Consider the following 6,627-nt stretch of genomic DNA (forward strand, 5'->3'; position numbering starts at 1 on the left):
CGCCGGCGAGCGCGACGCGAGGACGACCACACCGAACGCGGGCACCGTGAGCCCGGTGACGTACCGGAAGAGGAACCCGAACCCGAACGAGACGAGCGCCGGGATGACGCCCGCCAGCAGCCCGAGGTAGATGCCGTGCAGCGCCTGCACGGGAGTCGAAGTCATACCACCGTCGAGTCGCGCCCGGGACAAAACGCTACCGACGCGTGCCGCCGTTTTTAAGAACGGCGGCCACGCCCGTGGTGGTATGGACGTTCCGGGCGTGCAGCGAGTGACCGGCCGGGTCGCCGTCGCGTTGACCCTCGCGATTGCCGCCCTCTCGGTCGTCGTCGGCATCCTCGGCATCGTCGACCCGACCGCGAACTTCGGGCCGTTCGCCCGGTACATCCCGCCCGCCGTCAGCCAGACCGCGGGGTTCACCGGCTCCCTGACGGGGTTCCTGATGGTGATGAGCGCGTTCGGGCTGCGCCGCGGCCTCCGCGTCGCGTGGTACTCCACGATGGTGCTCCTGCCCGTCACCGCCGGACAGGGCCTCGTGCAGGCGACGCCGTACTCGGTGCCGCTGGTGGTGCTGTCGGTCGTCGCGTTCCCCGTGCTCGCGGTCGCGCGCAGCCGCTTCGACGAGCCCATCTCGCTGACGACGAGCCAGCTCGCGGCGGGCGGCGCGCTCGCCGGCGTGCAGGCGTACGGCACCATCGGCACGTACGCGCTCCGCGGCGAGCGCGGGTTCACGGGCGTCACCACGATGCTGGACGCGTTCTACTACACGCTCGTCACCTCCAGCACCGTCGGCTACGGCGACGTCACGCCGACCACGCAGGAGGCGCGGCTGTTCTCGCTGTCCGTGCTCGTGCTCGGCACCGCGAGTTTCGCCATCGCGCTCGGCGCCCTCCTCGGTCCCGCCCTCGAAGCCCGGTTCGCGAGCGCCCTCGGACGCATGACACAGAGCGACCTAGAGTCCCTCGACGGCCACGTGGTCGTCGCGGGCTACGGCGACCTGACGGAACCGATTCTGACCGAACTCGCCGCCAGCGACCGCCAGCTCGTCGTGCTCACCGACGAGGACAAGCACGTCTCGCGGCTGCGCGAGCGGGACGTGAACGTGCTCGTCGCCGACCCCGGCGACGAGGCGTCCCTGCGCCGCGCGGGCGTCGACCGCGCGCGAGCGGTCGTCGCGGCGACCAACGACGACGGCGAGGACGCGCTCTCGATTCTCACCGTCCGCGAGGCCTACCCCCCGACGTGCGCGTCGTCGCGCCGCCACCGAGCAGGAGAACGAGCCGAAGCTCCGCCGCGCGGGCGCCGACACGGTCATCAGCCCCGCGGTCATCGGCGGCCGGCTGCTCGCGCGCTCCGCGCTCGGCGACCAGAACGCCGAACGGGAGGCCGCGGACGTCCTCGACGAACAGTAGTCAGGCGGTGTGGACGAGCGCGATGTCGGTCTCGAGGTCGCGGACGCGCTCGTAGGTCGGCCGCGAGAGGAACTTCGAGGCCGCCGACCGGTCGGTGCTCGCGCCGAGGAAGACGAGGTCGTAGTGGGCGTCGTTGCGCTCGACGAACGACTCGATGCTCGAACGGGAGACGCGCGTCTCGCAGCGCGTGCCGACGGTCTCCGTGAGGTTCGCGAGCATCGACTCGGTGCGGCGGCGCTCGCGCTCGGCGTCGATGCACGAGCAGACGCTGATTGAGCCGCCGCGGCCCGCGAGCCGTTCGGCGTAGTCCAGCATCGCGTGGGCGACGTCGGAGGCGCTGCGCACGGGCACCATGATGCGCCGCCAGCGCGTGCGCTCGCCGGTCGACTGGAGCGCGACCACGTCGACGTCGCTCCCGAACAGCGTGCGCAGGAACGGCGTCAGCGCGCCGTCGTCGGCGCACTCGAACGGCGCGACGACGAGGTCGCAGTTCGCCTCCGCGGCGGTCGACAGCACCGTCCCCGCGGGGCTGCCGTTCGCGGCCGCGACGACCACGTCGCAGGGGACGCCGACCTCCGTCTCGATGCGGGCGGCCCGCTGTTCGAGTTCGCGGGCCGCGACGTCGGCCGCGCGCTCCTCCGCGGCGGAGTCGGCGTCCTCGACGTACTCGGCGTCGCTCTCGATGTGTTCGCGCTCGGCGGCCGCCACCTCCTCGTCGTCGACGACGTCCAGCAGGACGACCTTCCCGGCGTCGTGGGCGGCCGCGATGCGCGCGCCCAGCATCGCCGCGTGCTCGGCGGTCTCCCCGCGCATCGGCACGACGACGTGGTCGTCGGCCTCCGTCGTCCGGTAGAGGTAGCGGGCGCGCTCCTCGTAGAACTCCCGGCGCCACACGGCGAACACGACCGCGACCAGCGACGCGGACAGCGCGACCGCGACGACGTACGCGAACTGCGCGGTGCCGGTGACGAGCACGAGCAGCGCCGTCGAGAACGCGGTCGGGAGTTCGAGGTTCAGCGCCCACGTCGCGGCGGCCGTGAGGAAGACGCCGAGCGCCGCGGCGCCCGCGTCGAGGCCGACAGCGGCCGTCGGCACGCCGTACGCGGCCGCGGTGAGTTCGACGGCCGCCCACCCGCAGAGCGCGCCGAGGGTCAGTCCGCCGACGAACGTCCGCGGGTCCGAGTACCGGCCCTCGGGCTCGGCGAACAGCGTGTACGTCCCGGACGCCAGCGGCGGGAAGAGGAGGAAGGAGACGACTTCGACGCTGGTCGCGAGCAGCGTCACGAGGCCGACGAGCAGCGGCACGAACAGCAGGACGGAGACGTGCAGGAGGTTGCTCGTCGTCTCCAGCCACCGCCGGAGCGACCGGAGTTCGCGGCGCTCGAAGCGGTAGAGGCGCCGCCGGGCGGCCGCGACCCGACGGCGCAACTCCGAGAGCATGTCCTCCGAATCGGCGGGCCCGGCAGTTGGGTGTTTCGGCTGGCTCAGGCGAGCCGCGTCGCGGCGTCCAGCGAGATGTCGATGGCGCGCGCGACGTTGTCCTTCGCCTTCTCCGGGAGTTCGTCGTCGCCGTCCGCGCCCTTCTGGGTGCCCGCGACGAGGTTCCCGTCGACCGTGCAGATGGCGCCCGCGGCGAGCCCCTTCCGGCGCGCCAGCGAGAACACGGTCGCGGCCTCCATCTCCACGGCGAGCAGGCCGGCGTCGTTCCAGTCGTCGACGAAGTCCTCGTCCTCGTTGTAGAACGCGTCGTCGCTCACAATCGGTCCTACGTGAACCGCTTCGTCGTTGTCCTCGGCGGACTGGACGACGCTCGTGAGCACGTCGTAGTCCGGGACGGCGGGGTAGACGGCGGACTCGTAGCGCTTGCTCGTCCCCTCCTCCTTGGCGGCGCCGGTGGCGACGATCATGTCACCGACCTCGATGTCGGGCTGGAGCGCGCCGATGGTGCCGACGCGGAGGAACGTCTCGACGCCGACGCGGGAGAGCTCCTCGACGGCGATGGCCGCGGAGGGGCAGCCGATGCCGGTCGAGGAGATGGTGAGGTCGACGCCGTCGTAGGTGGCGTTGACGACCTTGTACTCGCGGTTCTCGGCGACGACCTCGCTGTCGTCGCAGTGGTCGGCGATGCGGTCGACGCGGCCCGGGTCGCCGGGCAGCAGCGCGACGTCGTGGACGTCGCCTTCTTCGACTAACAGGTGGGGCTGTTTGGCCATGCCGGCGATTCGACGCTCGCGGAGAAAAAGAGCGGGGATTGCGGTCAGCGCGCGACGAGCCCGCGCGGCCGCTCGGACTCCAGCGCAGTGGGCCACTCCGCGTCGATTCCGACCCACGACGCGCCCCAGTCGTCGGTCCGGAAGAGCCCGCGGTTGGTCGCGGCGACCGCGTCCCCCGCCCCAGTCACGGCGAGCGACGCGGCGAGCAGGCCGTCCGGCCCCGGGAGGTCCTCGCAGCGCTCCCAGTCGGCGTCCCGGCCGTCCCGCCGGTAGACCGCGCTGCTCGCGGTGCCGGCGTCGTGGGCGCTCCGCGGGCCGTTCGCCGCGGCGACGAGCACGCGCTCGGGGTCGCCGGGGTCGCAGACGACGCTCCAGCAGTACGTGCGGTCCAGCCCCGATTCCTCGGTGCGCCACGAGTCGCCGCCGTCCTCGGTGACGTAGAAACCGTCCCCGGCCGCCGAGTACGCGAGGTCCGGGCGCTCCCCGTGGGTCGCCATCGAGTGCGTGTCGTACGGGCCGGAGGGGACGCGGTCCTGCCACGTCTCGCCGCCGTCCGGCGACCGGACGAGCGCGCCCGCCTCGACGGCGACGTAGAGCCGTTCGGGCGTCGGTTCGAGCCAGCGGACGTGGTGCGTGGAGGGGCGCGGCGGGAACGCCCAGTCGCCGCTCGAGGGGAGGTCGGTGAGGCCGCCGCACTCCGCGAACGTCTCGCCGTCGGGCGCGCGGTAGACGGCGCTCGGCTCGGTGCCCGCCCAGACGCCCGAGTCGGCGCTCGCCACGGCCGTCACGTCGCCGACGTCCGCGACGCGCGTCCACTCCGTAGGGTCGCCGTCGGACTGCCGGTAGACGCCGTCGCTGGTCCCGCAGTAGGCGCCGAGCGGGCCGGCGTCGAGGCACTGCACGTCGCCGTCGAAGACCGCGCGGCGGTCGCCGTCGTCGTACGAGAGCACGCGGTCGGGGAACGCCGCGAGGAGTCGCATGCTAGAGGATAGGTCGCAGAGCCAGTTAATCCCCCGTGGCGCGGGAGAGCGTCACTCCTCGTCGGTGCCGCTCTCGAAGCCGAGGAGGCGGAAGAACTTCCGGACTCGTGGCGTCGCCCGCGTCCCTCGCTGGCCCGCCAGCGCACCGTCGTCCGGTTGGGAGTCCGTTGGCATCGTCTCGTGGGAAGTTACAGCGTGCCGAGTGATAAACCTGCGGTGAGGACGAACGCGACGACGCCGAGCAGGAACAGCGCCTGTGCGCGAAACAGGTGTGTCCCGTACCGGTCCGTGGTGGCTTCCATCTCGGCGATCCACTCGTCGTAGCCGCGGAGGAGCGCCTGACGCCAGTCGCGTTCGGACAACCCACTCTCTCGAGCCTGCCGGCGATACTCTGGGCTGATTCCGCGAATCCGGTCGGCACCGAAGTACGTGCCGAGCCCGTAGACGCTCGCCGCGACGAGGAGGGCGACGCCAGCGACCCCGAGCAGCCCGACTCCGGGGTGTAGCTGGCGGAGCGTCCGGGCGTCGCCGAGCGAGGCGGCCGACGCGACGACGCCGAGGACGATCATCGACGTGCGCACGGTCCACAGCGCCTTGTCGCCGATGTCGGAGAGCTCGCCGAGTTGGTCGTCGAGGACGGCCCGGGATTCGTCGCAGGCGCTCCGCAGCGCGGCGACGTTCGCCTGCTCGCCGTCGGGTCCGAGAGTCATCTCGTTGCCACAGGGTGGCCGCGCCTCGACGGATAAACTTCGGCGTGCGACGGTCAGAACTGGCGGTCGAGGAACGCCTCCACCTCGGGGAACGTGGGGGGCGGTGCGGGCGCCCTCGGCGCGCGCGGCGAGCGCGCCGCAGGCGTTCGCGAACTCCAGCGCGCGCTCGTAGTCGTCGGGGTGGTCGAGGAGGACGGCGATGAACCCCGCGGCGAACGCGTCGCCCGCGCCCGTCGTGTCGACGGGTTCGACGTCGAAGCCGGGTGCTCGAAGGAACCGTCGGGCGTGTGGACGGTCGCGCCCTCGGCGCCGTGTTTCACGACGACGACGCGGTCGCCGACCGCCGACTCGGCGTAGGTGGCGTCCTCCTCCAGCACTTCGAGGGCTTCGCGGTCGTTGACGAAGAGGACGTCGCAGCGCTCGATGGTCGCCGCGTAGTCGCGCTCGTCGAGGCGCCGACCCGGGTCGAAGGAGACGGTGGCGCCGGCGTCGGCGGCGAGTTCGGCGATGCGGGTGGCGGTCTCGGGGCGCTGGCTGGTGAGGTGGACGTGCTCGGCGGCGCGCACGTAGTCGGCGTCGACGTCCGCAGGGTGGACGGCTTCGTTGGCGCCGTCGTTGCCGAGCACCATCACCTCGCCGTCGCCGTCGACGACGAGGTACTTCACGCTGGTCTCGGCGTCCTCGACGACGCGGAGGCCGTCGAGGTCGACGCCGACGCGGTCGAGCTCCCGGCGCGCGAGCAGGCCGTTCTCGTCGTCGCCGACACTCCCGACGAGGCCGGTGTCGACGTCGAAGCGGCGAGCGCGACCGCGGCGTTGGCGGCGCTCCCGCCGCCGGAGCGGCGCTGGGAGACGATGCGGGCTTCGCCGTCGGGCTCGGGGAGGGCGTCGACGCGGAGCGTGACGTCCCAGTTGACGTGGCCGGCGGCGACGACGCGAACCATGTTCCGGCGGTTGGGTCGGTCGCGCTAAAACCCTGCGGGATTCGCGGCGACGAAGAGGAGGATGTTGTGCGCGCCGGGGCCGAGGCCGACGGCGGCGACGACCGCGAGCAGGAGGTTGCCCTCCGCGGGGTCCTCGCGGACGTACTCGGCGAGCAGGAGGACGACGCCGGCGCCGAGCGCGGTCTTCACGAGGACGAACAGCCAGCCGACGCCGAGCACGGGCTCGGTCGGCAGCGACCCCGCGAAGTGCATGATGGCGGCCGAGAGCGGCGTCTGCTCGCCGAACCCGAGCACGTCCACGCCGACCGCGGTGGAGGTGCCGTCGAGGACGTGCGCGAAGACGGCGAGCGCGCCGGCGGCGCCGACGGC

6 protein-coding genes and 3 pseudogenes are annotated in these 6,627 nt (G+C 72.7%); 1 reads left to right on the top strand and 8 read right to left on the bottom strand.

Going from position 1 to position 6,627, the window contains the following annotated elements; all coding sequences use genetic code 11:
- A pseudogene (locus GJ634_RS13310) lies at window positions 1-165 on the bottom strand (potassium transporter TrkA); the annotation flags it as partial.
- Between the two features lie 82 nt (window positions 166-247).
- Here GJ634_RS13310 and GJ634_RS17010 point away from each other — a divergent pair.
- Window positions 248-1,412, top strand: a pseudogene (locus tag GJ634_RS17010) (NAD-binding protein).
- Here GJ634_RS17010 and GJ634_RS13320 read toward each other — a convergent pair.
- The 7 genes and pseudogenes from GJ634_RS13320 to GJ634_RS13345 all read right to left on the bottom strand — a co-directional run.
- Entirely contained in the window at window positions 1,413-2,852 is a 1,440-nt protein-coding gene (locus tag GJ634_RS13320; protein ID WP_157503361.1) for an HPP family protein, read from the bottom strand.
- Window positions 2,853-2,896: 44 nt separating this feature from the next.
- Window positions 2,897-3,625, bottom strand: coding sequence for a nucleoside phosphorylase (locus tag GJ634_RS13325; RefSeq protein WP_157503362.1), 729 nt, complete (start codon window positions 3,623-3,625; stop codon window positions 2,897-2,899).
- 44 nt (window positions 3,626-3,669) lie between these two features.
- A complete protein-coding gene (locus GJ634_RS13330; protein WP_197425526.1) occupies window positions 3,670-4,605 on the bottom strand; it encodes a hypothetical protein in 936 nt (311 codons plus the stop codon).
- A 51-nt stretch (window positions 4,606-4,656) separates the two neighbouring features.
- Window positions 4,657-4,779, bottom strand: a complete 123-nt coding sequence (locus GJ634_RS16505) for a hypothetical protein (RefSeq protein ID WP_269449541.1) — start codon at window positions 4,777-4,779, stop codon at window positions 4,657-4,659.
- A 14-nt stretch (window positions 4,780-4,793) separates the two neighbouring features.
- Window positions 4,794-5,315, bottom strand: a complete 522-nt coding sequence (locus tag GJ634_RS13335; protein ID WP_157503363.1) for a hypothetical protein — start codon at window positions 5,313-5,315, stop codon at window positions 4,794-4,796.
- Between the two features lie 53 nt (window positions 5,316-5,368).
- Window positions 5,369-6,258: pseudogene (locus tag GJ634_RS17015) on the bottom strand (carbohydrate kinase family protein).
- 24 nt (window positions 6,259-6,282) lie between these two features.
- A partial coding sequence (locus GJ634_RS13345) for a DUF63 family protein (protein ID WP_157503364.1) occupies window positions 6,283-6,627 on the bottom strand: 345 nt, incomplete at its 5' end.

Source organism: Halobacterium sp. CBA1126 (assembly GCF_009741975.1).
Lineage (GTDB): Archaea > Halobacteriota > Halobacteria > Halobacteriales > Halobacteriaceae > Halobacterium.